The sequence below is a fragment of the Janthinobacterium sp. PC23-8 genome, from assembly GCF_002250505.1.
In the GTDB taxonomy this organism is placed as follows: domain Bacteria; phylum Pseudomonadota; class Gammaproteobacteria; order Burkholderiales; family Burkholderiaceae_D; genus Janthinobacterium.
In genome coordinates, this window is the sequence record NZ_NJGY01000005.1 from 196,000 (window position 1) to 219,725 (window position 23,726).

Below are 23,726 nucleotides of genomic sequence, written 5' to 3' on the forward strand. Positions count from 1 at the left end.
TCAAGCAGGTAGGAGCACGCCTCAGCCCCATGTCGGCGCATGACTGACAAGCGTGCCAGCGTCAGCGAAACTGCTCGGTGGAAATATCGAACCGCTTGAGCTTGTCGTACAGGGTTTTTTTCGGAATATTCAGGCTGGCCGCCGCCTCGATCACATTGCCGTTATGGCGCCGCAGCGCCTCTTCGATAATCGAGATTTCGAACGCATCGACCTGCTCGGCGAGCGAGGCCTCGCGGCAGCCGGCCGGGTTCAAGGTATCGTCGAGCAAACCGAGCACGAAACGGTCGGCCACATTGTGCAGTTCGCGCACATTGCCGGCCCAGCGCTGCGCCATCAGCGAGGCCAGCAGTTCGCCGCTGACGAGGGCCGCCGGCTGGCCATAGCGCAGCGCCGCCTGCAGCACGAAAAACTCGAACAGCAGCGGAATGTCTTCGCGCCGGTTGCGCAAGGAAGGCAAGGTAAGGCTGGCGACATTGAGGCGGTAATACAGGTCGGCGCGGAACTTGCCCTGTTCGGCCAGCACATTCAAATCTTCCTTTGCGGCGGCGATCACGCGAAAGTTCACCGAAATCAGTTTATTGGAACCGAGCCGTTCGACCTGGCGCTCCTGCAGCACGCGCAGCAATTTCACCTGCAGCGCCAGCGGCATGCTTTCGATCTCATCGAGGAACAGGGTGCCGCCGTTGGCGTATTCGATCTTGCCGATGCGCTGGCGCTGGGCGCCCGTAAACGCGCCTTCCTCGTGGCCGAACAGTTCCGATTCAAAGATCGATTCGGGCAGGGCGCCGCAGTTGATGGCGACAAACGGATGATCGCGCCGCTCGCTGAAGTCGTGCAGGCAGCGCGCGACCAGTTCCTTGCCGGTGCCGGTCTCGCCCAGGATAATGATGTCGGCGGATTTGGGCGCCAGGTTCAGCACCAGCTGGCGTACCTTGGCCATGGCCGCACTGCGCCCGACGATGCGCGCCTCGATGCCGACGCGCTGTTCGAGCTGGCGCCGCAAGTTCATGTTTTCCAGCACCAGGTGGCGTTTGTCGAGCGCGCGCCGGCACACTTCCACCAGCAGGTCGGCCGAGAACGGCTTTTCGATAAAGTCGTAGGCGCCGCGGCGCATGGCGCCCACTGCCATCGATACATCGCCATGGCCGGTGACGAGGATGACCGGCAGGCTGGCGTCCTGCGCCACGGCGATATCGAGCAATTTCAAACCGTCGATACCGGGCAGCTTGATGTCGCTCAATAAAATGCCGGCAAATTCCGGCACCAGGAAGGGCAGGGCTTCCTCGGCCGTGGCAACGGCGGTCACTTGCAGGCCGGCCAGCTCCAGCGACTGGCGCGCGCCCTTGCGCACCACGGCGTCGTCCTCCACCAGCAGCACTTGCATGCCATCGAAGTTGTTCTCATGCATCCGTCTGATCCTTGGTTTGCTCACGCGTGAGCGTGATTGTAAACTGCGCGCCGCCGCCTTCGGCCGTCGAGCGGTTGCGCACGGCCAGCGCGCCGCCCGCCGCGCGCACGATGCCGGCGCTGATCGACAGGCCCAGGCCCAGGCCCTGTTCCCTGGTGGTGTAGAAGGGATCGAAGATGCGGTCCAGCGAGGCCAGCGGGATGCCGGGGCCATTGTCGGTCACATGGATCACGGCCAGCTGCCCCTCGCTGCGCACCTGCAGCCAGATTTGTACCGGCTCGTGTTCCGGTACGGCGTCCATCGCGTTGGTGATCAGGTTGCTGAACACCTGTTCCAGTCCGATGGCATTGCACAGCACGATGAGCTCGTCTTCAGGCCAGCTTTCATGCAGGGTGAGGCGCTGCGAATGCTTGCGTGTGCGCACCTGCAGCATGGTTTGCCCGAACGCCTGGCGCACCGACACGGGTTTTCTGGCATCGTCGCTGCGCCGCGCAAAACCCTTCAGTTGCGAGGTGACGTAACCGAGGCGCTTGACCAGGTCGGAAATCGTCGACAGGTTGTCGAGCGCGTCATCGACGCGTCCGCGCGCGAGCAACACCCTGGCGTTGTCGGAAAAGGTTTGCAGCGCCGCCAGCGGCTGGTTCAGTTCGTGCGTGACGCCGGCCGCCATCTGGCCGATGGCCGCCAGCTTGCCGCTTTGTACCAGCTCGGCCTGGGCGTAGCGCAAGGTCTGCTCGGCCCGTTCGCGCTCGGCCACTTCCGCCTGCAGCCGTCCATTGGCATGGAGCAGGTCGGCCGTGCGCTGGGTCACCTTGATTTCCAGCTGTTCATAGGCCAGCGCCAGGGTCTGCTGGGCCTTGAGCTTGTCGGCGATGCGGCGCCGGCGCTGGCGCGCATACATCAGCGCCAGCATCAGAATCGCCCAGCCCAGGGCCGCGCCGATGGCGGCATTGCGGGCCGCCGCGTCAACCTGGTCCAGCTCGGCCAGCACCGTGATCTGCCATTGCAGCGGCCCCAGCGGACGATTCACGGCCAGATAGTCGGCCGTGCCCGGCAGGGCCGGCAGCTGCTCCGTTTGTACATGCTCGAGCGTCATCACGCTGGCGCCATCGGCGAACTGGCGCTGCAGGCGGTGCGGCAGGATGGGCAGGTTTTCTTGCAGGAACTGGCGCTGGCTGCTGATGTCTTGCTTGGCCGCCGCCGACAGGGCCGCCAGGGTATTGAATTTGAAGGACGGCGTGCTGGCCAGGATGATCACGCCATTGGCGTCCTTGACCCAGATCTGTTCGCCCGCGCCCGGCGAGCGCCACGACTGCTCGATCCAGTCCAGGTTGACCTTGGCGGCGACGATGCCGATGATGCGCCCGTGGCGCAGCACCGGCTGGGAGATAAAATAGCCGGCCTCGAAAGTGGAGGCGCCAATGCCGTAAAACCGGCCGATGCCGCCGGCAATCGCGTTCTTGAAATACGGCCGGAAGCCATAGTTGACGCCGACATAGGAACTGGCGTCCTGCCAGTTGCTCGACGCCAAAGTGGTGCCGTGGGCGTCGAGCACATACACGGCAAAGGCGCCGGCGCGGCGGTTGATATCGACCAGGTAGGCGTTCAGTTCGCTGACCTTGCCTGGCGTGGGCTGTTCGAGCAGCTGCGCCACGGCCTCGCTTTGCGCCACCGCCAGCGGCAGGAATTCGTATTTGTTGAGGGCGCCGCCGATCGACGCCGCATACAGCTCGGCGCGCGAGTCAAGGGTGCGGTGCAATTCATCGAGCTGGCGCTGCCGCACCCAGGCATGGGTGGACCAGGTCAGCGCCACCAGCAGCACCAGCGAGGCGCCGGCAAGCAGGGCGCTGGCCGGCGGTTTCAACAGGTACAAGCGCTTGAACAAGTTCAATCTGCGGTGCTGGCCATCGTTTCCGCGTTATGGTGCCTCTGCTGCTCTTCCATCACCATCTCGCCCAGCATGCGTTTGATGCGGTTGAACTCGGGGTCGCTCGGGTCGCGCGGGCGCGGCAGGTCGATCGCCACGTCGCGCTTGACGGTGCCGGGGCGGTAGGTCATGACGATGGTGCGGTCGGCCAGGTAGATCGATTCCTCGATCGAGTGCGTGACGAACACGATGGTGGTGCCGAAGACTTTCCAGATCTTCAGCAACTCGTCCTGCAGGTTGCGCCGCGTCAAGGCATCCAACGCGCCGAACGGTTCATCCATCAGCATGACCGGGGAATCGAGGGCCAGCACGCGGGCGATTGCCACGCGCTGGCGCATGCCGCCCGACAGGTCTTTCGGAAAGCGCAAACGGAATTCCGTCAGGCCCAGCATCTTGAGCAGCATGTCGACCCGTTCGCCGATTTCGGCGGGCGACTTGCCGGCGATTTCCAGACCGAACGCGATATTGCTTTCAATCGACATCCACGGAAACAGCGCATACTCCTGGAACACCATGCCGCGGTCGGGACCGGGTTCCGTGATCAGCTTGCCGCCGGCCAGGATCTGGCCGGAAGTGGGCTGCGAAAAGCCGGCGATCGCATTGAGCAGGGTCGACTTGCCGCAGCCGGACGGTCCCAGCAGGCAAATGAATTCGCCACTGGCGATATCGAGGTTGATGTCTTTCAAGGCGACGACGTCGCTGCCGCCGGTGGTGAAGATCTTGTTGACTGCGTTGATATGGATGGTGGTCATGGCCGTTCCTCTCAGTGTTCCAGGCCGCGGTGCCACTGCAGCAGATGGTTATTCAGGGCATTCATGGCGATATCGATGGCCAGGCCGAACAGGCCGATGGTAAACATGCCGGCGATAATTTTATCGGACCAGAAATACTCGCGTGCTTCAAGGATGCGAAAACCCAGGCCGCTATTGACGGCGATCATTTCCGCCACGATCACGACGATAAACGCCGTGCCCATGCCGATGCGCGCGCCGGCCAGGATATACGGCGTGGCGGCCGGCAGGATCACGCGGCGAAACATGGTCATCTGGCCCGCGCCCAGGTTGCGGGCGGCGCGGATATAAATGCCGTCGACCTGGCGCACGCCGGCGATGGTGTTCATCAGCACCGGAAAGAAGGAGCCGATGCTGATCAGGAAGAAGGCGGGCGGGTTGCCCAGGCCAAACCACAAAATTGCCAGCGGAATATAGGCGATCGGCGGGATCGGACGCAGCACCTGCACCAGCGGGTCGAACAGCTTGTAGATGGTCTGGTTGGTGCCCATCAGCAACCCCAGCGGCAAGGCCAGGCCGGCGCCGATGGCAAAGCCGCCCAGCACGCGCGACAGGCTGGCCCAGGCGTCGTGCGGCAGTTCGCCCGAGAACATCCACACCAGGTAGTTGCCGGCTTCGGGGGTGTACGCTTCCATCGGAATCAGGTATTCATACCATTTCACCACCACCGCCACCGGCGAAGGCAGGATCTGCGGATTGATCCAGCCAAACGTGGACAGGGCCTGCCAGAACAGCAGCACGGCCACCGGCACGATGGCGCCGTGCGCAAAGCGTTTCATCATGTGTATATTCATCGTCAGCCTTCCAGGGTTAGCGTGGTGCGTAGGATTTCTTGGCTTTTTCCAGCAGGTCCAGCTTGACCCAGTCGCTGGCGGCCGGCGGCTTGGCCATGCGACCCACGCCGAACTTCACCATATAATCGGTGGTCAGTTGCACGTGGCTCTGGCTAATGTCTTCCGTAAAGATGGCGTTGTCGATGGCGTCGCGGTAATCCTCGCTGGTGATCTGGTTCTTGAACATCGATTCACGCACGTATTTTTCCGCCAGTTTCGGGTCGGCCAGGAAGGCGCGGGTGGCGGCGACAAAGCAATCCATGAAGCGCTGCGCCACTTCCGGTTTTTCCTTGTACATTTTTTCCGTCATTACCAGGGCGCGCACCGGTTCGCCCAGCGGCGTGTCGTAAGGTTTGATGATGGCGGCGCCATATTTCTTGTGGATCGCCTGCGTCGAATACGGCTCGGACTGGCTCATGACGTCGATGTCTTTTGTCAGCAGCGCCTGGTTCAGGTCGGGGTAGCCCATGTACAGGATCTGCACGTCCTTGCCCGGTTTGTCCGACCAGCTCAGCTTGGCCTTGGTCAGTTCGGCAAACAGCAGGATCTCTTGCGGGCCGCCGCGCGTAACGCCGATCTTCTTGCCTTTCAGGTCGGCGATGCCCTTGATATTGAGGTCGGGGCGGCCGACGATCTGTACGCCGCCCTTGGCAAAGCCTCCCACCAGGTAGACCGGCAGGCCGGTGGCGCGGCCGGTAATGGCCGCTTCGAGCGCGCTGGCCGAGACGTCGATCTCGCCGGCGATCATGGCCGGCACGATGTCCAGGCCCTTGGCGAAGATGCGTTCCTCGATCTTCAGGTCGTACCTGGGTGCGATTTCCTTCATGTAGGCCACCGCGCCGTAGTGGGCGAATTTCAGGTTGCCCAGGCGCACCAGGTCGGCGGCATGCGCGGACAGCGGGAACTGCGCGGCCAGCGCCACGGCGACGGCCAGGGCCCTGGTATTGAAAAAGGATGAAAAAGACGAAATGCGGGCAGGGTGGGTCATGCTGTCTCCAGATATAGATGATGTTTGCGGGCTGCTCTGACGGCGGCCATCACAACACAACAGCATCTTTCGTGCCAGTGAAGCGTATTTTGCCGCGGATGGCAAGTGATTGTTTATAAACGCTAATTTTTAGCGTGCACAAAGCGCTTTTCGGGTGATGTCGGTTTTTCCGCACGCGCGGGTGAAAAGCTGTGCGGATTGCCGCATTGTTTGATACGTCCTTGACGCAGATCAAGACGAAAGCGGTGAACCTGCTGCCCGGAATCGACTCCAAGCATAAAAAAACGCGTTGGATCGCTGATCGCAACGCGTAACTCCCCCGAGGAGTGGGGGCGCGGCCCGCGCTGGCCTTGATGTTCTTGCCGCGCGGCGCCGGATGGAACGACTACCTTGTGCCGGGGGCTTACTTCGCTGGCGTGGCCGGCGGCACGGCCGGCGTGGTGGCCGGATCGGTCAGCGGCGCCGGTGTCGCGCCAGGCGCGGTTTCAGGCGTGGTGGCGGGCGCGGCCGGATCAACCGGCGTTGGCGCCGGGGTTACCGCCGGGGCGGTGGCGGCCGGCGCGGCTTCCGGCATCGGTGCGTCGGCAGGTTTCTTGCACGCGGAGAGACTGATCAGGGCAGCGGCGGCCAGCAGATAAGGCATTTTCATCATCATGATTCCTTTGCAAAGTCAGGTTGGAAGATGCTGGCTGGTGCCGGCGGCTTCTATGCTTGATATGCCGGGCCGTGCCAGTCATCGGTCGTGGGCGCCAGGCAGCACAACGAATGCTTGCCTGACGATCGGCTTTATCTTATGTCAAGGCAATTGCTGCATCTGTTCGCCATCGCACGTTAAGAAAGCAATGGAAGTGCAATACTGGTTTCAGACCATGAGACAAGTCAGTAACTGATTACGCGTGAAAATTCCACACGGAAATATTTTTAACTTTCTTGATCTTACTGCTCACTAATGTTCGTTAACGCACAGACCAAGATCGCCCAGACGGGCATTCTGTGGTCAGACGTCTGGAATTAGTGATGTCCTGGCACACACCAGGCACTCAGCAATTCAGGCTACCGGCAATCGTTTACAAGGAGTATTCAAATGCATGCAATGACCCAGTCTCACGTGAAGAGCGAAATGAAGGCAGCGCACCAGGAACTTCGTGGAACCCAAAAAGGGTCCTCAATGGCAATGGTAGAGCGTGCGGCGCCGATCCCCCCGGAGCGCATGAACCCGATTTCCATGGCTCCCATCGAGCGCGTACGTTCCACCTCGGCTACGCTGCGCCGTATTGAAAACATGCAAAAGCTGATCGGTGAATTGTCGATGCACGAAATGCTGGCCGATGAAATTGCCTGGTTCCTCAAATTTTCGCCGTCGGGCGCCCGTAAATACATCCGCGACCTGCGCGAAGCGGGCGTGATCGAACTGGCCCGCTATATCGAAGGCACCGCCACCTACCTGGGCAAGGCCGTATATCAGCTGACCCCCGACCCTGAGCGCGTGCGCGCCTTTTTGGCCGCCATCGTCCAGCCGAAACGCGAAGGCGCGCCACCGCGCAAGGACCGTCCAGGCCTGCGCGAGCAAAGCATGGCAGGCAGCGGCCGGCATTTCCATATCCTGGCCGATGACACGCACTACGCAATCCGCGTCAACCGTGGCCCGGTGATGCGCGATCCGCTGGTCGCCGCCTTGTTCGGCGCACCGCAGCAAAAAAGCGAGGCGTAAATCCTGCCGGCAGTGCAATGGCAGGAACGACGACGATCATTGCACTGTGCGGTGGCAAAAACGAAAGCCGGGTTCGCGCCCGGCTTTTGGCGTGGCGGCGGTGGTTTGCGCGCGATTGAAAAGATGGCAATGAGCCCCATCTGTGTCGGACTGCCTCAACCAGGAGTTCCCGCCGTGTCCGATTTCGCCTGCCTGCCTTCCACTTGCCCGAGCCGGGTGCCAGCATGAATCCCCTGCTGTGGATTGCTCTCGTCACCGCCGGCATCGTGCTGTCGCTGTGGTTTCCGCGTTGGCGCCTGAAGCGCGCCTTGTCGCGCCCGCTACCGCCCGACGGACTGGCCATTATTGAAAACAATATTCCCGTCTACCGCCATATGCCGGCGCCGCTGCAGGAGCAACTGCGCCGGCTGGTGGTACAATTTCTATATCAAAAGAAGTTTGTCGGCTGCGGCGGGCTGGAAGTTACCGACGAGATGCGCTACACCATCGCCGGCCAGGCCTGCCTGCTGCTGCTCAATCGTGACACCGGGGTCTATCCGGAACTCGACACCATCCTCGTCTACCCCAACGAATTCGTCGTCACGCGCAATGAGGTGGGGCCGGGCGGCGTGGTCACGCCGTCGGCCAATGGCCTGCTCGGCGAATCGTGGGGCGATGGCCGGGTGGTGCTGGCCTGGGACCATGTGCAGCGCGGAGCAAACGACTGGACCGATGGCCAGAACGTGGTGCTGCATGAATTTGCGCACCAGCTCGACAGCGAATCTGGCGCCGCCAATGGCGCGCCGTATTTGCCCAGCATTACCAGCTACCGCAGCTGGGCCACCGTGTTGTCGCGCGACTTCGACAACCTGCGCCATGACGCCATCTACCACCAGCACAGCGTGATGGACCATTACGGCGCCACCAATCCGGCCGAGTTCTTTGCCGTCGCCACCGAAACGTTTTTTGAAAAGCCGTACCAGATGGCCGAGCATCACGCCGAGCTGTATGCCGAGTTTCTCAAGTTTTATCAAGTCGACCCGCGCGACTGGGCCGAGCCGCCAGGCGAGGCGGAGCATCTGCACTCGCCGTTCCGCACGCAGTCTCCTGATTATGCGCCGCAATGGTGACGCTGTTGTTTACGTCCTGAACTCTGCCACCAGGAAATCGATGAAAACGCGCGTCTTGGCCGGCAGGTTGCTGCGGCTCAGGTAGTACAGATACAGGTCGGCCGACGGCAGGGTGTAGTCCGGCATCACTTCCCTGAGCCGGCCGCTGTCGAGGTATTTCGCCACATCCCACTGCGAGCGCTGCACGATGCCGTGGCCGTCCAGCGCCCAGTTCAGCACGATATCGCCATCGTTGCTCGACACGGCGCCGCGCACCTTCACCAGCTCCACCGAACGCCCCTTTTGCAAGCGCCAGGTGCCGTATACATCGTCGTTCTGCCGGTGCAGGATGCAGCGGTGGCGGTGCAGTTCCTGCGGCGTTTGCGGTTCGCCCGCCTGCTTCAGATAGGCCGGCGAGGCACACAGGAAACGCCGGTTGCTCATCAGTTTCCTGGCGGTGAGGCGTGTATCGGGCAATTCGCCAAAGCGTATTGCCACGTCATACGCTTCTTCCACCAGGCTGATCGGCCGGTCCGTCAGGTGCAGTTCCACTTCCACTGCCGGATAGGCATGGGCAAAGCGCGAGACGATGGGCGCGATGCGGCTGCGGCCAAAACCGGGTGTGCCATTGACCCTGAGCAAACCCTTCGGCGCGGCGCGGCCGCTGGAAACGGCTTCCTCCAGGTCGCGGATCTGATGCAGGATCTGCGCCGCCTGCGCCAGGTACAGCTCGCCTTCATTGGTCAGGCTGATGCGGCGCGTGGTGCGGTTGACCAGGCGTACGCCGAGGCGCTGCTCCAGCAGGCTCAAGCGCTTGGTAATGGCCGGTGGCGTCACGCCCAGTTCGCGCGCGGTGGCCGCCATATTGCCCAGTTTGGCAAGCAGCACGAAAAACGCCAGGTCGGGTGCGGTTTCAGTATGCATTTACACTCTTCACTTGAATTGAATAATGGTTTTAATTGAGGTGAATTATAAGTGTCAAATTCAAGAGTAAGCTCGGTTTCACTTAATCAGGAGCCACTCTTATGAACATCCTTGAAATCCGCGAAAAGACCGTCCCCATCAGTTCCCCCATCCGCAACGCCTATATCGACTTCAGCAAGATGACACTGAGCCTGGTCGCCGTGGTGACCGATGTGATACGCGACGGTAAGCCCGTGATCGGCTATGGCTTCAATTCGAATGGCCGCTATGGCCAGGGAACCCTGATGCGCGAGCGCTTTATCCCCCGCATCCTGGAGGCCGATCCGGCCAGCCTGGTCAATGACGAGGGCACCAATCTTGACCCGCACAAGATCTGGAACTGCATGTTTACCAATGAAAAGCCGGGCGGCCATGGCGAGCGGTCGGTGGCGATCGGCACCATCGACATGGCGGTATGGGATGCGGTCGCCAAGATCGAAGGCAAGCCATTGTTCCAGCTGCTGGCCGAGCGCTACGGCAACGGCAGGCCGGACCGCCATATCTTTGTCTATGCGGCCGGCGGCTATTACTACCCGGGCCAGAACCACGACAAGCTCAAGGACGAGATGCGCAGCTATATCGACCGCGGCTATACGGTGGTGAAAAAGAAAATCGGCGGCGCCGATCTCGACGAAGACTTGCGCCGCATCGATTCCGTGCTCAGCGTGCTGCAGGACGGCCAGAAACTGGCGGTCGACGCGAATGGCCGCTTCGACCTCGACACAGCCGTGAAATACGCCAAGGCGCTGTCGCAATACGATCTGTTCTGGTACGAGGAACCGGGCGACCCGCTCGACTTCGAGCTGCAGGCCACCTTGCGCAATTACTATACCAATCCGATGGCCACCGGCGAAGACCTGTTTTCAATGCAGGATGCGCGCAACCTGATACGCTACGGTGGCATGCGCGCCGACCGCGACTGGCTGCAGTTTGACTGCGCCCTGAGCTACGGCCTGGTGGAATACCTGCGCACGCTCGATATGCTGAGGGAACACGGCTGGTCGCCGAAGCGCTGCATCCCGCACGGCGGCCACCAGATGTCCTTGAATATCGCCGCTGGCCTGGGCCTGGGCGGCAATGAATCATATCCGGACCTGTTTCAGCCGTATGGTGGTTTTCCGGATGGCGTCAAGGTCGACAACGGTCATATCGTGCTGCCGGATTTGCCGGGCATCGGCTTTGAAGGCAAGGCCGATCTGTACCACGAAATGCGCAAGCTGGCGTAATCGGCCCCTGCGTTGGCGCCGCTTGATGTGTGGGCAGTGTGCGCGAGCGTACAGTCGCGATCGGGCCGCAAGCGCAGGCTATGTACGGGGGCGCCTTGCGCCGCTCATCGACAAGCGACCAGGAGAACCATCATGTCACGTATTCTTGCAGGGCATTTCCAGTTACAGGACGAGGTCGATGCGGCGCGCGTGGCGCTGCGCCAGGCGGGTTTTCCCGACAGCCGCATCAGCGCCTTCTTTGTCAACCAGCCGGGCCAGCATGATCTGCACGAGTTCGGTGGCGACCGCGACATGTCGCCGGGTGCCAGGGAAACCCCGGAAGGCATCGCCGAAGGCGCCGCCGTCGGCGCTGCGGTGGGCGCCGGCGTTGGTGCGGCCACGGTGCTGGCGACCGGTCCGCTCGGTCCGGTGGTGGGGGCGCTGGTGGGCGCCCACGTGGGCTCGCTGTACAGCTTGAACAAGATGAAGGGCGCCGGCGAATCCGAAGAGGTGCCGGCGGGCGAAGGCAGTGGGCACGAAAACCGGCGCCGTCCGCGCCAGCCCGGCATGCTGATCGCGGTGGCCGTCGCGGGCGACGACGAAGCGCAACGGGCGCTGGCCGCCTTGCGCCAGCTGGGCGCGCAAAACCTCGAGCAGGCCGAAGGCAATATCGTCAACGGCGACTGGGAAGATTTCGATCCGCTCAGCATTCCCGTGCGCGTGGCTTGAGCCGGCGATAAATAAAAACGCGCCGCGCTTGTGCGCCTTGATCCCTGTTACTATTAATCGCATGAATAGTGCCGACAGGGATGGTTCCCATGCGCCAGAGTTGCTTGGCGTCACCGTTACTGTCCGCCATCTTGACAGCCGCACGCTAACGAGTATGGACAGGGGAGCGTCATGACACAAGCATGGTTCATTCTTACCCGGCCCGACGGGCGCGACATCAGCGCCCCCACGCCGAGCCAACTGGCCGAAGCGCTGGATCAGGTGTATTGCAATGGCGGCATCGGTGCCGACGGCGGCCCGGCCAGCGCCGTGCTGCGTTTCGGCTACGACGACGGCCTGATGTACCAGGTCGAGGTGGCTAGCGGTGGCGTAGTCACTTTCGAGGAATGGTCGGACCGCGATTGCGAGATCGCCCTGGCCAGCCCGCGCCGCATGACGGCGCTGCGCCAGGACGATGCGCTGCAGCTGTGGCAGTGGCTGGCGCAGCGCCAGGTGGCCAAGATCCGCGCGCAGAGCTGGCATTCCGAAGGTGGATGAGAAGGTAATTCAGTGCGCCATCAGCACCGGGATCGTCATGCTTTGCAGCACCGTGCGCGTGACGCCGCCGAGGATGGTTTCGCGCAGCCGCGAGTGGCCGTAGGCGCCCATCACCAGTAAATCAGCCGACAGTTCCGCTACCTGCGTCAGCAAGGCTTCGCCGATATCGCCGCGCCGCGTGGCGCCGCCATCGAGTAACAACAGTTTTGCCTGCACACCATGGCGCGCCAGGTATTGCAGCAGATCGGCGCCCGGATGGTCGCCATGCTCGGCCGCATGCAACTGGGCGTCGAACACGGCCACATGTACCTGGCCGGCGCGTTGCAACAAGGGCAGGGCGGCGCTCACGGCGCGGCTCGCTTCCTTGCTGCCATTCCATGACACCAGCACATTGCGCGCCGCCGCCGGGTGATGCGCCTGAGCCAGCTGCGCCTGCGACAGCGCATACGGCACGATCAGCACCGGCTTGCCCGAATTGAGCAGCACGTAGGCGGGAAAGTCACGCATCACCGATGGTGATTTGTCGGCCGCGTTGTACTGGCTGATCACTACCAGGTCGGCATAGCGTGCCAGGAGGCTGATGCCGCCTGCCGCTTCGTCGTCGACCACCCGCTGCTCGAACGAGGCCACGCCGGCGCTGCTTGCCTGCTGCGCGAAACCGCCCAAGGCGCGCGCCGCGCGTTCACGCAAGAAATTGAGGTGCAGCGACAGGTTGGGGTCGGCGTCCAGGTCGGGCTGGTGCTGGTACAGCAGGCGCGACACGCCCGTCAGCGCCACGCCCGTCAGGTGGCCGCCGCAGGCTTGCGCCACGCTGGCCGCCAGCGCCATGCGCGCATCGCGCCCAGCGCCGTCATCGATATGGAGCAACACGGTTTTATAGCTCATGAGCCGGCCTTTCAAGGAGAACTGGCCTCCATTCTGGCACAGACCAGCAGCTTGCCTGCGCACGGCTGCGGCAGTCTGAGCCTTTGATATTGCGCAAAGTCGCTGATAAAAACTGCTTCTACACTTGATCCCACTCAGAAAAACAATTCAAGAGGGAGGCGAGATGAATCAACAATGGGCTGAACAACGCGTGGCGCTGGTAACCGGTGGCATGGGCGGCCTGGGCACGGCCTTGTGCCGCCGGCTGCACGGCGCCGGCTTTGCCGTGGTGGCCATGCATACCCCCGGCAACCCGCGCGTGGCGCACTGGCTGGAAGAGCAGCGCGCCGCCGATTTCAACTTTCATGCGCTGGCCGCCGATGTCGCCGATTTCGACGCCTGCCGGTCGGCGGTCGGCCATGTGCTGCAGCAGTTCGGCCGGGTCGATGTGCTGGTCAATAATGCCGGCATCACGCGCGACCAGAGCATGCGCAAGATGGAGCGCGCGCACTGGCGCGAAGTGATGCGCACCAATCTCGACAGCGTCTTCAACATGAGCAAGCAGGTGCTCGAACCGATGCTGCAGAACCGCTGGGGCCGCATCATCAATATCTCGTCCGTCAACGGCCAGAAAGGCGCTTTCGGCCAGTGCAATTATGCGGCCGCCAAGGCCGGCGTGCACGGTTTTTCCAAGTCGCTGGCGCTGGAAGTGGCGCGCCATGGCGTGACGGTCAATACGGTGTCGCCCGGCTACCTGCGCACGCGGATGGTCACCGCCGTGCCGCCCGACATCATGGAAAAGAAAATCCTGCCGCAAATTCCGCTCGGCCGCCTGGGCGAACCCGAGGAAGTCGCGGCGCTGGTCGCCTACCTGGCCTCGGACGAAGCGGCGTTTGTCACGGGCGCCAATATCGCCATCAATGGCGGGCAGCACATGAGTTGATTTCAGGTTGGTGGAGGAGACCCGGCATCGAGTGCGCACACAGAGGCGGAGCGGTGCCGGAAGTAGCGCGGTAGTGGCGTGGTTGCAAGGCAAGGGGCAGGGCAGCGATGCCCTGCCCTTTGCCTTTGTGGCGCACTGGCTGCGCTCGATCGCCCTCAATCGCCGGCCATGTCCTGCAGCCGTTCGTGCACCGTCGCCAGGGTCGACAGGATGCGTTCGGCACTGCGCGCCAGCACGGCGCGGCCCAGGTTCAGCAGGCTGGTCGCCAGGCTGATCCAGTCGCTGACCTTGTCGTGACGGGCGATGCGCTGGCGCACGGCGTCGAGCAGGCCGCTCAGCTGGCGCTGGGCCGTGCCCAGGCCCATGATGATATGGCCGGCGGCGTCGGCGTACAGGGCATTGGCCTGCTGGCGCAGTGCCACCTCCAGCGCGAACACGGTTTGCGCCTGGGCCTGGGTGATGCCGGCCTCGCCCAGGCTGGCACGTTTGCGGATCGCGCGCATCACGGCGTCGTGCAGGGCGGTGGCGGCCTGCGACAGGCTGTCGCCCAGTTGTTCGACCCGGATTGCGCTGCTGAGGGCGGCTTCCCGTCGTTCGCGCTCGCTCATGGCAGTGCTCCCATGCTGGCCAGGCGCGCATGTTCCAGCGCCAGCGCCGCCAGTTGCCGCTGCGCCAGGGTATGGCGCAGCCCGTAGAGCCGATATTCGTCGACCTTGCTCTGCTGCACGGTTTTCGCCAGTACCGCCAGCAGGCGCTGCGGCGGCGTGTCGGCAAAGGCGATATCGGTCTCCAGCAGGCCCAGCACGATATCGCGCTCATTGTCGCCGGCCTTGTCGTACAGGCGCAGCAAGCTGTTCAAGGTCGACACCAGCGTTTGCAGCGCGGCGTCGCCGTCGCGCATCAGCTGGCCCAGCAACTGGCGCTGACCGTTGTCGCCTTGCATGCGTGCCAGCAGCCGCAGCAAGATGGTGTATGCGCTGACCGCGTGGTCGTCGATACCGGTGCCAGGCCAGGCGCGGATCGCCACGCCGGCCGCATTGATTTCGCCGGTGTAGGCAAAGCGGTCCTGGCGCGCCAGTTGGCCCAGGCCCTGCAGGTATTGCGTCACGCCCAGCTGTATCAGCGCCACGTCGGCATGCATGGCGCGGCGCTGGCGGTCGAGCAGTTTTTCGCTGGCCTCCTGCTGCTCGTTCAGATAGGGCCGCAGGCGATCATAGCTGTCGCGATGGCGCAGCGCCAGTTCGGCGAATGACTGCAGGAATTTGGCGTCATCGGCCAGCGCCACCACTTGCGGCGTGGCCGGCAGGCGATCGGATGATGTGGCGCAGCCGCCCAGCAACAGGCATAGCGCAAATGAACGGGACCAGCGGGACAAGCGGAACATGGTGGTAGCCGGAAAGGGAAAATACCTCGATTGTCCCCTCAGGCGGCGGCACTGATATTGTGATGGAGCAAGCGTACAGACGTAAAAAATGCGCTCGCAACAGAGTTGCGGAGCGCATTTTCAGTCAGCAAGACAAGGTCTTAGCGGCCGCGGCCGCCGGAACGATGCGACGCTGCCGAACGCGGCGCATTGCCGGAACGGTTGCCGCCGCCACCGCCGCCCGCTGGGCCGGCGCTGCGTGGCTTGGCGCCGCTGCCACCGGTTTTGACACGTACCACGGCGCCGGCTGGCGCGCGGCTGTTGTTGCGGTGGCCGCCGGTGCCGCTGCGCAATTGCACAGGCTGGGCGCGGGCGTTCAGGTCCGGTTCGAAGCCTTCGATGACTTCGCGCGGCAGGGTCTGCTTGATCAGCTTTTCGATGTCTTTCAACATTTCGTGCTCATCCACGCAGACCAGCGACACGGCCTCGCCCTTGGCGCCGGCGCGGCCGGTACGGCCGATACGGTGGACATAGTCTTCGGGAATGTTCGGCAGGTCGTAGTTGACCACGTGCGGCAACTGGTCGATATCGATGCCGCGCGCGGCGATGTCGGTGGCGACCAGCACTTGCAGGGTGCCATCCTTGAACTCGGACAGCGCGCGCGTGCGCGCCGACTGGCTCTTGTTGCCGTGAATGGCCAGCGCGCCGATGCCGTCCGCGCCCAGTTGCTCGACGAGCTTGTTGGCGCCGTGCTTGGTGCGGGTAAATACCAGCACTTGCGTCCAGTTATTCGACTTGATCAGGTAGGACAGCATCGGGTGTTTCTTGTCGCGGTCGACCGGATGGATCTTCTGCTTGATCACTTCGACGGTCGAATTGCGGCGCGCCACTTCGATCATGGCCGGCTTGTTCAGCAGGCCATCGGCCAGGGCCTTGATCTCTTCCGAGAAGGTGGCCGAGAACAGCAGGTTCTGGCGCTTCGGCGGCAAGACGGCCAGCACTTTCTTGATGTCGCGGATAAAGCCCATGTCCAGCATGCGGTCGGCTTCGTCGAGGATCAGGATTTCCACTTTCGACAGATCGACCGTGCCCTGGCCCATATGGTCGAGCAAGCGGCCCGGCGTGGCCACCAGCACGTCAACGCCATGTTTCAGCTGCTTGATTTGCGGGTTGATGCCGACGCCGCCGAAGATCACGGTCGAGTTCAGCTTGGTGTACTTGCCGTAGGTGCGCACGCTTTCCTCGACCTGGGCGGCCAGTTCGCGCGTCGGCGCCAGGATCAGCGCGCGGATCGGACGCGTCGAGGTGTTGCTGGTGATGGCCGCGCCATTGGCGTCGGTCGACAGGCGGTGCAGCACGGGCAGGGTAAAGCCGGCCGTCTTGCCGGTACCGGTCTGTGCGCCGGCCAGCAGGTCGCCGCCAGCCAATACGGCGGGAATCGCCTGGGTCTGGATCGGGGTCGGTACGGTGTAGCCGTGTTCGGTAACGGCACGAACGATAGCGTCGGACAATCCGAGGGAGGAAAAGGACATGGTAACTTTATTGTGAGATCGGCCTGTCGCCATCGGGAGGCGCCAGTCGCAGGCAATCAGATTAGGGTCGAAAGACAGCGGCAAGGGGACTGGTCATATGTGCCGCACACGCGAAGTATAACAGCATGGAGAAAAAGCGCTGTAACTGATTCAGATCAAGGCATCCGTGGTGGCGCTGATGGTGGCCGTCCTGGTTACCATCGGCACCCTGAATTTCTCGAAGCTGTCGAATGCCAACGCCATCAATACCCATACTCACCAGGTGCTGGGCAAGGCCGGCGAACTGCTGGAAAGCCTGATGAATATGGAAACAGGTGAGCGTGGATATGTGATCACGGGGGGGGGGGGCAGCTCGCTGGAGCCCTATAACAAAGGCAAGACGGCGTTTGCCGAACAGTTGGGCCATATCCGCGTGCTGACCAGTGACTATCCTGCCCAGCAACAGCGCTTGGAGCAGCTGGGAACGGCGCAGCAAGCCTGGCTGGCCGGCGCGCTCGATCCCGTGATCGCCATGCGGCTCGCCGTGGCGCAGGGCGCGGCGCCGATCGAACCCATGCTGGCGCTGGAACGGCAGGGCAAAGGCAAGCAGGGCATGGACGCCATGCGCCTGGCGCTGTACGCGCAGGACGAATGGGCGGTGTCCGCGCGCTGCTCGCTCTGCCTGGGGCTGCGCCGGGAAGGCTTGCGCACCGCCAGCAACATCGTCGGCGGCCAGGTGCATGTACGCTCGCAAGTGTGGAGCCCGCTGCTGCAAAGCCTGTGGAAACTGCGTGGCGTAGACCAGGTGCGCCTGGCGCTCACGCGCACTTACAAGGCGCCCGAGATGTTCGAGCTGATCCCGCGCCGCTATACGGTCGACAACGGAAAAAGCGCCAGCAGTTCGGGGGCGCTCAAAGCCGAGATGACTAAGCCGCGCAAGCAGCGACGCAATTTGAAGCAGATCCATGAGGACCTGAAATAGCTGGGCTATTATAAGGGTCTTACGATCGCGTGGCAGCGTTTGCCAGACAGTGGAAGGCGGGTCAAACAGACTGGGTCAATTCTGCGAGCAAACGAACACGCGCCGACAGGCGACTTCCTGGTGCCTGTCCCGGAAGCGGTCAAAGTAATCCCCGTGAACAGTTGAACGATCAAAAATTACCTTGGTCATTGATGCCTTCTTAGTAAGCGTCATGCTTGACCAGCAGATTGAAGTCAGCAAGCGCCAAAAGATCCATAAGTGTTCCAATATTGAGACAATGTGTCCCAATATTATCATCTATGCATCAGAAAACGGATCATCTAAGATGGCATCTCACCTGACCACCAAGGAGTGCATCATGACCATCCTGGTTACCGGCAGCACCGGTCGCATCGGCACACAAGTCATCCATGCATTGGCACGCAGCGGCGCTGAGGTACGCGCGCTGGCCCGTTCGCCGGAAAAGGCCCGTTTTCCTGAAGGCGTCAGCGCTGTCAAGGGTGATCTGCTCGATGCCGACGCAATGCGGCAAGCGCTGGCCGGCGTCAAAACGCTGTTCCTGCTCGTTAGCAATGCGCCGGACGAGTTGACGCAAGCGATCAACACGCTGGGCCTGGCCCTCGAGGCGGGAGTGCAGGGTATCGTATATCTATCGGTCACACGCAGCGCTGAATTTACTGACGTGTCGCACTTTATCGGCAAATACGCGTTCGAACGGATGATCGAGCAGCTCGATTTGCCGGCTACCATCCTGCGGCCGTCGTACTTTTTCCAGAATGACACCATGCTCAAGGATCCGCTGACAGATCTCGACGCGTTCGAGAAAAACATCAAGGCGAATGCACCGGCGTGGAAAGCCTGCGACAGGCGAGCGATGATGCGGCGCTACCAGATCGATGGCGCTGTCGCGGCCGAGCTCGACGTCGTACGCCTGACCGATCTCCTGGGCCGGCCACCGCGCAATTACCGCGACTTCGCGCAAGAAACCTTCCGCCAATGGCAATAACGCCAACATCACACAAGGAGCAGAACATGAACGCATCGAACAGCACGAAGAAGGTCTTGTTTATCGGCCAGCAGCCGGAGACGGTCGATTTTTCCGATCCCGCGCTGCCGCCGGGATTCGACGCGGCCAAGATCCATGCCGGCATCGCTGGCGGCATGGCGCAGATGGCCGAGCGCGGCTGGCACGCCGACCTGTGCCTCGTTCGGCCCGACGACAGCGCCGCCATCGAAATCCAGCAGCAACTTGGCAGCGTCGATTATGACGCTGTGGTGATCGGTGGCGGCATCCGTATTCCGCCGAAAAGTCTGCTGCTGTTTGAACAGATCGTCAATGCCGTACACCGCGCCGCGCCCGCCGCCGCCATCGCGTTCAACACTACGCCACAAGATACAGCTGCAGCAGCGGCGCGCTGGTTTAAGTAGACCAATCTAAGGCTGCTAGGTCCGGAATGCTCATCGGAAGACATTTCGGGCGTTTCCCCGTTCAAGGTCGGCGAACTGCTGGAAAGCCTGATTAATATGGAAACAGGTGAGCGAGGCTATGTGATCACGGGGGGGACAGCTCGCTGGAATCCTATAACAAAGGCAAGGCGGCGTTGGCCGAACAGCTGGGCCATATGCGCGTGCTGACCAGTGACTATCCTGCCCAGCAACGGCGCCTGGAGCAGCTGGGAACGGCGCAGCAAGCCTGGCTGACGCGCTCGATCCCGTGATCGCCATGCGGCTCGCCGTGGCGCAGCGAGGGTGAGTGGGAAGAGTTCTGAGGCATGAACAGGCTGTGTGACACTTGTCGCAGAAACTGCTTGCGCAGCATGTGACAGTTGTCGCATAATCGCTGTTCATCTTTCTGCAAAGGACAGCCGTGGCCACGCCCTCCGTTACCGAACTGACGTTATTGAAAGCCCTGTGGAAAGGGCAACCGCTGTCGGCGCGCGCGCTGCACGCCAGCGTGCAAGAAGAACTGGGCTGGTCGTTTTCATCGACCCGCAAGACGGTCGAGCGCATGCTGGAAAAAGGCCTGCTGGTGCAGCGCAGCGAGCAGGGCGTGCTGGTGTATGAAACCGGCGCCGACAAGGTGGCGACCCTGGCCGCCTTTGCCCATGATTTCGGGCGCCGCGTGATGGAGCTCGACAGCCCATTGCCAGTGACCATGTTTACCGGCAGCAAGCTGGTCGACCGGCAGGAACTGGCGCAGCTCGAGCAGCTGCTGCAGGACTGGCCCAGCGACGCGAAGGAGTAAGCATGTGGTTCTCCTTGACCCTGAGCTTGCTGCAGGCCAGCGCCGCCTGCCTGCTGACGGGGCTGCTGCTGTGGGCCATGCTGAGCGTCGCGCAACGCTACTGGCCCGCGCTGGCCGCCCAGCGCAGCGTGTGGCTGGGCGCGCAACTGGTGCTGGCCGCCGCCTTTTTGTTGCCGCTGCTGCCAGAGACGCGGCAGTTGAGCGTGGTGCCGGAACTGACCGTGCCGGCGCACTTGCTGGCCGCTGCCTCAGCCGCTCGATTGCCCGTCGCGCTGTTTGCCATCGATGTGCCAGATTCCGCCATGCCATCGGGCACGCCGTGGCTGGCGCTGGCGCCGGCCGCGTGGGGCCTGGTCTATCTGCTCGGCGTCGCTTTGACGGCATGGCGCTGGCGGCGTGGCCGCGCGATGTTGCGCGCCTTGCTGCAACTGGCGCAGCCGCGCCGCCTGCACGGCCTGGACGTGCTGGAAGTGGACGCGCCAATTTCTCCGATGCTGGTCGGTATATGGCGGCCGCGTTTGCTGTTGCCGGCGCACCTGGCGCAATTCACGCCAGGGCAGCAGCAGCTGGTGATCGCCCATGAGCTGACCCATGCGCGCCGCCGCGATCCCTTGCTCCTGCTGCTGGCCACCGTGCTGCAAGCCTTACTGTGGTTCAATCCGGCTGCGCGTTGGCTGGCCGGCAAGCTGGCGTGGGCGCAGGAACTCGGTTGCGACCGCCAGGTGCTGGAAGGTCGCCCCCAGCGCGAGCGCCAGCAATATGCGGCGGCGCTGGTCAGGCAATTGGGCCTGCAGGCCCAATCGCTGCCGGGGCTGGCCTTTGGTGGCAGCAGCGGCATGGCCGAGCGCCTGGTTCGGATGCGTGACGGGCCAAGGCAACTGCATCCCTTGCAGCGGATGCTGACGGCGCTGCTGCTGTGCGCCATCGGCGTGGCCAGCCTGGCGCTGCAGCCGGCGCTGGCGTGGACAGTGAACGACAAGTCCCTGCCTGTCAGCACGCCGCCGCTTGCCCTGCCTGCGGCGCCAGCCGCCTGGCGCAATCCGCTCGACAGCATGTACGTCACCGGTTTTTTTGGCGTAGTGCGCCCGATGACGCCGCAGGGCCATCGCGGCATCGATCTGGCCGCGCGGCGCGGCACGCCAGTCCATGCGGCAGCCGACGGCATCGCCAGCGTCAGCGAGGATGCGCGCCTGGGCAAGGCCGTGCGCATCGACCATGGCGGCGGCGTCGAGTCGCTGTATGCCCATCTCGACCGGGTTACCCTCGCCAATGGCACGGCCGTCACGGCCGGGCAGGCCATCGGCACGGTGGGCGACACGGGTCTGGCGACGGGACCGCATCTGCACTTCCAGGTCAGCCGCGACGGGCGTTTGCAGGATCCGCAACAGTGGCTGGCCGGCCTGGATGCCCATGCCAGCGCGCGTGCCCTGCGCATGCGCAAGGAGCAGTTCGGCCACTAAAGAGCAACCCGTCACATGCCGGCCTGGAGTCCCGGGCCGGCACCACCACTTCCAAGAGTCCTCATGCGATACACCTTACTGCTATGCAGCCTCGCGCTGCCATGGCCGGCCGCCGTGCGCGCCGACGATGTTGTTCCCTCGGTCACCATCAGCGTTGACCGCACCGCCCAGCGCCGCAACGACACGGTCGCGACCATCACCGTCGGCCACGATGAACTGGTACGCCAGGGCGACCGCGCCCTGCTTGACGTGCTCAAGCGCCTGCCCGGCGTGTCGGTGGGCGGCGCGCCTGGCGCCGGCCAGGGCCAGCAAATCGCTCTGCGCGGCCTGGGCCAGGGCTATACCCTGATCATGCTCGATGGCGTGGCCGTACCGAACGGCTTTGCGCTCGACAGCCTGGATCCGGAACTGGTCGAGCGCGTCGAGATCCAGCGCGCCGCCACCGCCGAATTTTCCGCGCAGGCGATTGCGGGATCGATCAATATCGTGCTGAAAAAGGCGGGCGCCAAAGCGCCGCGCGAGTTCAAGCTGGGCGCATCGAGCAGTGCCGGCCGGGGCGCAGGCAGTGCCACGGTGCAGTGGTCGGGCAAGCAGCGAAAGTTGACGTATGCGCTGGCCGGCACCGTCAGCCGCACGGCGCGCGCCAGCGATATCGACGAGTGGGTCCGCAACTTCGATATCGACGGCGAGGCTACCCTGCTGCGCCATGTGCCGCAGCGTGAAACGGTGGTGGTCAACGGCCTGGAACTGGCGCCGCGCCTGAGCTGGGCGCTGGAAGGCGAAGCCAGTCTGGCCTGGCAAAGCCTGCTCAGCGTCAAGCGCCTGGCGACCCGCCACCTGGGCATGGAAACGGCGTATGTGGGCGGCAACAGCAGCTATCCCGATAATCACAGCGACTTCGACCAGGCCAGCACCACCGTGCGCAGCGACCTGCAGTGGCTGCGCAAGCTCGACGCCGGCGCCAGCCTGGATGTCAAGCTGGGCGTGAACTACAACCACCGCAGCAACGATTTCGTCTTCGAGGGCCGTGGACAGGACCGCGGGCTGCGCGCGACGCACCTGGTCGACTCCGGGGTCGACGATGTGGGCGCGACCTTCAGCGGCAGCTACCGGCGCCCGCTGGGCGAGTACCATCTGCTGGCAGCCGGCTGGGATGCCGGCCGGCGACGGCGCGCGGATTTTCGCCGCGAGCGCCAGTTCGCGCCCGGCGAGCCCCCCTTGCTGTCGGACGAAGCCCATGCGGCCACCGCCATGCGCCTGGCGCTGTACGCGCAGGACGAATGGGCGGTGTCCGCGCGCTGGTCGCTCTACCTGGGGCTGCGCTGGGAAGGCTTGCGCACCGCCAGCAACATCGTCGGCGGCCAGGTGCATGTAAGCTCGCAAGTGTGGAGTCCGCTGCTGCAAAGCCTGTGGAAGCTGCGCAGCGTAGACCAGGTGCGCCTGGCGCTCACGCGCACTTACAAGGCGCCCGAGATCTTCGAGCTGATTCCGCGCCGCTATACGGTCGACAACGGCAACAGCCCCACCAATCCCGACAATCAGGGCAATCCGGCGCTGCGCCCGGAACTGGCCTGGGGCGTCGATGCGGCCTATGAATACTATCCCGCCAAAGGGGCGCTGCTGGGCGTGAGCGGCTCCCTGCGGCAGATCAGCGGCGTGATGCGCGAGCAGTTATTTTTCGCTGGCGAACGCTGGGTCGCCACGCCCGTCAACGGCGGCGACGCGCTGGTGCGCGGGCTGGAACTGGAGGCAAAGTTGCCGCTCGGCGCCTTCGACGTGCGCGCCAACCTGGCGCGCAACTGGTCGCGCGTAACGGGCGTGCCGGGGCCTGACAACCGGCTCGACAGCCAGCTGCCGTGGCGCGCCAGCGCCGGTGGCGACTACCGGCTGGCGCGCCTGCCACTGTCGCTCGGCGCCAGCTTTACTTACCAGGCCGGCGTGCGCTCGCGCACGTCAAACAACTTGCTGGCCTATGCCGGCGTCAAGCGCGAACTGGATGTCTATGCGCTATGGAAATGGAGCGATCGCCTGCGCCTGCGTGTGTCCGGCGCCAATTTGCTTGGGCAGCGCTACGCCACCCGTAGCCTGTACGACGATCGCAGCGACCGCATGCTGCGCAGTATCACGACGGGCAGCGAGCGCAGCTGGCGTCTGATGCTGGAAGGCACTTTGTAAGCT

At 63.4% G+C, this 23,726-nt stretch carries 23 protein-coding genes and 1 pseudogene; 13 read left to right on the plus strand and 11 right to left on the minus strand.

Going from position 1 to position 23,726, the window contains the following annotated elements; all coding sequences use genetic code 11:
• Positions 1-61: 61 nt before the first annotated feature.
• The 6 genes from CD932_RS27380 to CD932_RS27405 all read right to left on the minus strand — a co-directional run bounded on the left by CD932_RS27380 (position 62) and on the right by CD932_RS27405 (position 6,602).
• A complete protein-coding gene (locus CD932_RS27380; protein ID WP_094446041.1) occupies positions 62-1,408 on the minus strand; it encodes a sigma-54 dependent transcriptional regulator in 1,347 nt (448 codons plus the stop codon).
• A complete protein-coding gene (locus CD932_RS27385) occupies positions 1,401-3,299 on the minus strand; it encodes an ATP-binding protein (protein ID WP_254926787.1) in 1,899 nt (632 codons plus the stop codon). Before CD932_RS27385 ends, CD932_RS27380 begins: the two co-directional genes overlap by 8 nt.
• Positions 3,296-4,087 (minus strand): ABC transporter ATP-binding protein, encoded by a 792-nt coding sequence (locus CD932_RS27390; RefSeq protein WP_094446042.1) that lies wholly within the window; start codon positions 4,085-4,087, stop codon positions 3,296-3,298. Before CD932_RS27390 ends, CD932_RS27385 begins: the two co-directional genes overlap by 4 nt.
• An 11-nt stretch (positions 4,088-4,098) precedes the next feature.
• Positions 4,099-4,920 (minus strand): ABC transporter permease, encoded by an 822-nt coding sequence (locus CD932_RS27395; protein ID WP_094446043.1) that lies wholly within the window; start codon positions 4,918-4,920, stop codon positions 4,099-4,101.
• Between the two features lie 16 nt (positions 4,921-4,936).
• Entirely contained in the window at positions 4,937-5,947 is a 1,011-nt protein-coding gene (locus tag CD932_RS27400) for an ABC transporter substrate-binding protein (RefSeq protein ID WP_094446044.1), read from the minus strand.
• 403 nt (positions 5,948-6,350) lie between these two features.
• Positions 6,351-6,602: a hypothetical protein gene (locus CD932_RS27405; protein WP_094446045.1), complete on the minus strand. Its 252-nt coding sequence runs from the start codon at positions 6,600-6,602 to the stop codon at positions 6,351-6,353.
• A 555-nt stretch (positions 6,603-7,157) separates the two neighbouring features.
• Here CD932_RS27405 and CD932_RS27410 point away from each other — a divergent pair.
• Entirely contained in the window at positions 7,158-7,658 is a 501-nt protein-coding gene (locus tag CD932_RS27410) for a winged helix-turn-helix domain-containing protein (RefSeq protein WP_254926788.1), read from the plus strand.
• Positions 7,659-7,882: 224 nt separating this feature from the next.
• Positions 7,883-8,767 (plus strand): zinc-dependent peptidase, encoded by an 885-nt coding sequence (locus CD932_RS27415; protein ID WP_094446047.1) that lies wholly within the window; start codon positions 7,883-7,885, stop codon positions 8,765-8,767.
• 9 nt (positions 8,768-8,776) lie between these two features.
• Here CD932_RS27415 and CD932_RS27420 read toward each other — a convergent pair whose 3' ends face one another.
• Positions 8,777-9,670, minus strand: a complete 894-nt coding sequence (locus tag CD932_RS27420) for a LysR family transcriptional regulator (protein WP_094446048.1) — start codon at positions 9,668-9,670, stop codon at positions 8,777-8,779.
• Positions 9,671-9,771: 101 nt separating this feature from the next.
• Here CD932_RS27420 and CD932_RS27425 point away from each other — a divergent pair, with 101 nt between their 5' ends.
• The 3 genes from CD932_RS27425 to CD932_RS27435 all read left to right on the plus strand — a co-directional run bounded on the left by CD932_RS27425 (position 9,772) and on the right by CD932_RS27435 (position 12,180).
• A complete protein-coding gene (locus tag CD932_RS27425; RefSeq protein ID WP_094446049.1) occupies positions 9,772-10,935 on the plus strand; it encodes a mandelate racemase/muconate lactonizing enzyme family protein in 1,164 nt (387 codons plus the stop codon).
• A 132-nt stretch (positions 10,936-11,067) separates the two neighbouring features.
• Positions 11,068-11,643, plus strand: a complete 576-nt coding sequence (locus CD932_RS27430; RefSeq protein WP_094446050.1) for a hypothetical protein — start codon at positions 11,068-11,070, stop codon at positions 11,641-11,643.
• A 171-nt stretch (positions 11,644-11,814) separates the two neighbouring features.
• Positions 11,815-12,180 (plus strand): hypothetical protein, encoded by a 366-nt coding sequence (locus CD932_RS27435; protein ID WP_094446051.1) that lies wholly within the window; start codon positions 11,815-11,817, stop codon positions 12,178-12,180.
• A 9-nt stretch (positions 12,181-12,189) separates the two neighbouring features.
• Here the strand turns inward: CD932_RS27435 and CD932_RS27440 are convergent, their stop codons facing one another.
• Positions 12,190-13,065, minus strand: a complete 876-nt coding sequence (locus tag CD932_RS27440; protein ID WP_094446052.1) for a universal stress protein — start codon at positions 13,063-13,065, stop codon at positions 12,190-12,192.
• Positions 13,066-13,228: 163 nt separating this feature from the next.
• Between CD932_RS27440 and phbB the strand changes: the two genes are divergently transcribed.
• On the plus strand, positions 13,229-13,987 hold the full coding sequence (phbB, locus tag CD932_RS27445; protein WP_094446053.1) for an acetoacetyl-CoA reductase: 759 nt from the start codon (positions 13,229-13,231) through the stop codon (positions 13,985-13,987).
• Between the two features lie 155 nt (positions 13,988-14,142).
• On the opposite strand, the gene CD932_RS27450 is transcribed toward phbB, so the two are convergent.
• From CD932_RS27450 to CD932_RS27460, 3 genes are all read right to left on the minus strand, one after another.
• Positions 14,143-14,595: a hypothetical protein gene (locus tag CD932_RS27450; protein ID WP_094446054.1), complete on the minus strand. Its 453-nt coding sequence runs from the start codon at positions 14,593-14,595 to the stop codon at positions 14,143-14,145.
• A complete protein-coding gene (locus CD932_RS27455) occupies positions 14,592-15,371 on the minus strand; it encodes a hypothetical protein (protein ID WP_141213393.1) in 780 nt (259 codons plus the stop codon). Before CD932_RS27455 ends, CD932_RS27450 begins: the two co-directional genes overlap by 4 nt.
• 140 nt (positions 15,372-15,511) lie before the next feature.
• A complete protein-coding gene (locus CD932_RS27460; protein ID WP_094446056.1) occupies positions 15,512-16,882 on the minus strand; it encodes a DEAD/DEAH box helicase in 1,371 nt (456 codons plus the stop codon).
• Positions 16,883-17,060: 178 nt separating this feature from the next.
• Between CD932_RS27460 and CD932_RS27465 the strand changes: the two genes are divergently transcribed.
• The 7 genes and pseudogenes from CD932_RS27465 to CD932_RS27495 all read left to right on the plus strand — a co-directional run bounded on the left by CD932_RS27465 (position 17,061) and on the right by CD932_RS27495 (position 23,723).
• A complete protein-coding gene (locus tag CD932_RS27465) occupies positions 17,061-17,843 on the plus strand; it encodes a TonB-dependent receptor (RefSeq protein ID WP_094446151.1) in 783 nt (260 codons plus the stop codon).
• A gap of 358 nt (positions 17,844-18,201) precedes the next feature.
• Complete coding sequence (locus CD932_RS27470) at positions 18,202-18,849, plus strand: SDR family oxidoreductase (RefSeq protein ID WP_094446057.1); 648 nt, start codon at positions 18,202-18,204, stop codon at positions 18,847-18,849.
• Between the two features lie 26 nt (positions 18,850-18,875).
• Positions 18,876-19,271, plus strand: coding sequence for a hypothetical protein (locus CD932_RS27475; protein ID WP_094446058.1), 396 nt, complete (start codon positions 18,876-18,878; stop codon positions 19,269-19,271).
• A 129-nt stretch (positions 19,272-19,400) separates the two neighbouring features.
• Positions 19,401-19,561: pseudogene (locus CD932_RS29605) on the plus strand (CHASE3 domain-containing protein); the annotation flags it as partial.
• A gap of 149 nt (positions 19,562-19,710) precedes the next feature.
• The gene (locus CD932_RS27485) at positions 19,711-20,088 is read left to right on the plus strand and encodes a BlaI/MecI/CopY family transcriptional regulator (RefSeq protein ID WP_094446060.1); all 378 of its coding nucleotides are present in this window, start codon (positions 19,711-19,713) and stop codon (positions 20,086-20,088) included.
• Positions 20,089-20,090: 2 nt separating this feature from the next.
• Positions 20,091-21,548 (plus strand): M23/M56 family metallopeptidase, encoded by a 1,458-nt coding sequence (locus CD932_RS27490; RefSeq protein ID WP_094446061.1) that lies wholly within the window; start codon positions 20,091-20,093, stop codon positions 21,546-21,548.
• A gap of 63 nt (positions 21,549-21,611) precedes the next feature.
• Positions 21,612-23,723 (plus strand): TonB-dependent siderophore receptor, encoded by a 2,112-nt coding sequence (locus CD932_RS27495; RefSeq protein ID WP_176461159.1) that lies wholly within the window; start codon positions 21,612-21,614, stop codon positions 23,721-23,723.
• The last annotated feature ends 3 nt before the right edge of the window (positions 23,724-23,726 follow it).

Coding starts and splice junctions, on each gene's coding strand:
- CD932_RS27390 (WP_094446042.1), bottom strand. CDS start 4,087: ATGACCACCATCCATATCAACGCAGTCAACAAGATCTTCACCACCGGC.
- CD932_RS27415 (WP_094446047.1), top strand. CDS start 7,883: ATGAATCCCCTGCTGTGGATTGCTCTCGTCACCGCCGGCATCGTGCTG.
- CD932_RS27410 (WP_254926788.1), top strand. CDS start 7,158: ATGAACCCGATTTCCATGGCTCCCATCGAGCGCGTACGTTCCACCTCG.
- CD932_RS27455 (WP_141213393.1), bottom strand. CDS start 15,371: ATGTTCCGCTTGTCCCGCTGGTCCCGTTCATTTGCGCTATGCCTGTTG.
- phbB (WP_094446053.1), top strand. CDS start 13,229: ATGAATCAACAATGGGCTGAACAACGCGTGGCGCTGGTAACCGGTGGC.
- CD932_RS27425 (WP_094446049.1), top strand. CDS start 9,772: ATGAACATCCTTGAAATCCGCGAAAAGACCGTCCCCATCAGTTCCCCC.
- CD932_RS27450 (WP_094446054.1), bottom strand. CDS start 14,595: ATGAGCGAGCGCGAACGACGGGAAGCCGCCCTCAGCAGCGCAATCCGG.
- CD932_RS27430 (WP_094446050.1), top strand. CDS start 11,068: ATGTCACGTATTCTTGCAGGGCATTTCCAGTTACAGGACGAGGTCGAT.
- CD932_RS27490 (WP_094446061.1), top strand. CDS start 20,091: ATGTGGTTCTCCTTGACCCTGAGCTTGCTGCAGGCCAGCGCCGCCTGC.
- CD932_RS27465 (WP_094446151.1), top strand. CDS start 17,061: ATGGTGGCCGTCCTGGTTACCATCGGCACCCTGAATTTCTCGAAGCTG.
- CD932_RS27495 (WP_176461159.1), top strand. CDS start 21,612: ATGCGATACACCTTACTGCTATGCAGCCTCGCGCTGCCATGGCCGGCC.
- CD932_RS27435 (WP_094446051.1), top strand. CDS start 11,815: ATGACACAAGCATGGTTCATTCTTACCCGGCCCGACGGGCGCGACATC.
- CD932_RS27395 (WP_094446043.1), bottom strand. CDS start 4,920: ATGAATATACACATGATGAAACGCTTTGCGCACGGCGCCATCGTGCCG.
- CD932_RS27420 (WP_094446048.1), bottom strand. CDS start 9,670: ATGCATACTGAAACCGCACCCGACCTGGCGTTTTTCGTGCTGCTTGCC.
- CD932_RS27475 (WP_094446058.1), top strand. CDS start 18,876: ATGAACGCATCGAACAGCACGAAGAAGGTCTTGTTTATCGGCCAGCAG.
- CD932_RS27380 (WP_094446041.1), bottom strand. CDS start 1,408: ATGCATGAGAACAACTTCGATGGCATGCAAGTGCTGCTGGTGGAGGAC.
- CD932_RS27400 (WP_094446044.1), bottom strand. CDS start 5,947: ATGACCCACCCTGCCCGCATTTCGTCTTTTTCATCCTTTTTCAATACC.
- CD932_RS27440 (WP_094446052.1), bottom strand. CDS start 13,065: ATGAGCTATAAAACCGTGTTGCTCCATATCGATGACGGCGCTGGGCGC.
- CD932_RS27460 (WP_094446056.1), bottom strand. CDS start 16,882: ATGTCCTTTTCCTCCCTCGGATTGTCCGACGCTATCGTTCGTGCCGTT.
- CD932_RS27470 (WP_094446057.1), top strand. CDS start 18,202: ATGACCATCCTGGTTACCGGCAGCACCGGTCGCATCGGCACACAAGTC.
- CD932_RS27405 (WP_094446045.1), bottom strand. CDS start 6,602: ATGATGATGAAAATGCCTTATCTGCTGGCCGCCGCTGCCCTGATCAGT.